Annotated in this window: 5 protein-coding genes; 4 read left to right on the top strand and 1 reads right to left on the bottom strand. The window is 41.8% G+C overall.

Annotated features, from left to right (window positions below; translation table 11 throughout):
- From pnuC to N1032_RS22715, 4 genes are all read left to right on the top strand, one after another.
- Positions 1-537 (top strand): nicotinamide riboside transporter PnuC (pnuC, locus tag N1032_RS22730; protein ID WP_259542584.1); only part of this gene is annotated, 537 nt, incomplete at its 5' end.
- Positions 527-1,054: a phage N-6-adenine-methyltransferase gene (locus tag N1032_RS22725; RefSeq protein WP_259542582.1), complete on the top strand. Its 528-nt coding sequence runs from the start codon at positions 527-529 to the stop codon at positions 1,052-1,054. The genes pnuC and N1032_RS22725, both read left to right, overlap by 11 nt.
- On the top strand, positions 1,054-1,188 hold the full coding sequence (locus tag N1032_RS22720; protein ID WP_259542581.1) for a hypothetical protein: 135 nt from the start codon (positions 1,054-1,056) through the stop codon (positions 1,186-1,188). The genes N1032_RS22725 and N1032_RS22720 overlap by 1 nt, the downstream gene beginning before the upstream one ends.
- A complete protein-coding gene (locus N1032_RS22715) occupies positions 1,185-1,610 on the top strand; it encodes a PDDEXK family nuclease (protein ID WP_259542580.1) in 426 nt (141 codons plus the stop codon). The genes N1032_RS22720 and N1032_RS22715 overlap by 4 nt, the downstream gene beginning before the upstream one ends.
- Before the next feature lie 41 nt (positions 1,611-1,651).
- On the opposite strand, the gene N1032_RS22710 is transcribed toward N1032_RS22715, so the two are convergent.
- Positions 1,652-2,043 (bottom strand): hypothetical protein (locus N1032_RS22710; protein ID WP_259542579.1); only part of this gene is annotated, 392 nt, incomplete at its 5' end.

The following is a 2,043-nucleotide window of genomic DNA, read 5'->3' as shown; positions in this document are numbered from 1 at the left end:
GTTACTACAATCGGTGGTGTTCTATTCGTTTTAGCAGTGGCATTCAAGAAAAATGTAGCTCCTTTGCTTGGAGCAATTTTATCAGTGTTATATGGAGTTCTTAGTTATGATTCTGGTTTCTATGCTAACGCTGCTTTGAATATGATCATCTTAGCTCCTCTCCAGATTTGGGGTTGGAGACATTGGATGAAGCATGGTGATAAAGCATTTGAAATCAGTGACACTTGGAAACGTAATATCTGGATTGCTACAGGTGTTGGTATTGTAGCAGCTACTATGTTCTCTATTCACAGTGGAAGTCATCTGCCTTATCTTGATGGCCCTTCTTCAGTGTTAGCAGTAACTGGTACAGTGTTACTTTCTCTGAAAACTAAAGAACAGTGGTTTGCTTGGATTCCTTACAATCTGATTGAATGTATCATGTGGTTCTTTGCTATGTCTATCGAACCTTCAGTGATTGCAATCTTTGTTATGCGTTTAGTGTTCCTGATTAACTCTCTCATCGGTGCCAAGGAGTGGTTCAAAAATGAGAAGTGATTTCGGTGGTTCTGATACCCCGGTTAATATTCGAGATTTGTGGCAAACCCCTTTCAACATCTATCAAAATCTAAATGATGAATTTAATTTTGTTGGTGATGTGGCAGCCTCTGATATTAATCACCTGCACATGAACTATCTCACTGAGGAAGATGATGCTCTTACTACTGATTGGAATTCTGTGTTTGGTTCTGGGTATAAGTGGTGTAATCCTCCTTATAGTGATATTGGCCCTTGGATTGATAAGGCTGCTTCTGAGCGTTCTCTTGTTATGCTTATACCCGCCGATGTCTCTGTGGGATGGTTCAAGAAAGCTTTGGCTACGGTGGATGAGGTGCGTCTCATTACTGGTGGTCGTATCAGTTTCGTAAGAGCAGATACGCAGGAACCACAGAACGGTAACAATAAAGGATCGATGTTACTGATTTGGCATCCACGTCGTTGTGAGGATTCACCTCGCTTTACTACAGTGGATAGAAATGAACTCATGGACAGAGCAATGGTGAGCGTACTATAATGGGAAAAACATTCAAACGTAATGATGAAGATTACGATGAAGTGCAATTGCGTGAATCTCGTAAAGAAGCTAAGGCTGGTAAACGTAAAGAATACGAACTAGAAGAATCTACGACACGCGGGGAGAAGCGGTGAGAAAACGTTTCTTTGAATCTAAACGTAAAGAGTTAAAAGGAACTCCATATGATTCGCTGTTGGAAAGGGATCTCCATGCTGGGATCTTATCGGGCGCTCGCTTTCACAACAAGGAAGATCGGGTTAGTTATTCGGTACCACACACTTACGAACCCGACTTTGTATTGGACAAAGAAGGTCGAACTTACTTGGTCGAAGTCAAAGGACGATTTCGTGACAACACTGAAGCTTCGAAATACGTACATATCCGCTCGTATCTTCCGGAGACCCACGAGCTTGTCTTTCTGTGGGATCGCAGCAATGTAACATTCCCTTTCGCTAAGAAGCGTAAGGATGGTACTAAAGCGACTCACGAGGAATGGGCAACAAAACATAAGTTCCGTCATTGGAACCGTGATACATTTTCGTTAGACGTTCTATAAAAGAAAAGCCCCAAGAGCTAATAACTCAAGGGGCTTTTTTATTATTTACCTTTTCTCAAACCTTTCCGAATTTCCTGAAGTCTATTACCTAATGTCTCTAGGTAGCGTCCTTCCCCAGGGTTGCGATTTTCAAATCTACCAAGTTTACGTTTAGCTTTACCCACATAAGTAATTAAGTTACTCACTTGTTCTTCACTAAGTCCCTTGGTCATTTCATCAGCAACTCTCTGAACTGGTCTAGGTGTCATAGGGTCAAATGCTTTCAAAGCTGCACTCACCACTTTTTCATTCCTTTGATCCATTTGATACTGGGTTTCTTTACGAGGCTTAGGCTCAGGAGCCTTTACTTCCTTTGGGGTTGGAATGCTTCCTTCATTGTTAGTTGGTTTAGCAACAATGTCAGGTAGAGCTTCACCGAAATCACCAGTACCAC

The sequence above is a fragment of the Herbiconiux daphne genome, assembly GCF_024979295.1.
GTDB lineage: Bacteria > Actinomycetota > Actinomycetes > Actinomycetales > Microbacteriaceae > Herbiconiux > Herbiconiux daphnes.
Note: the sequence above shows the minus strand (reverse complement) of the source record. Positions and strands in the feature narration are given on the sequence as shown.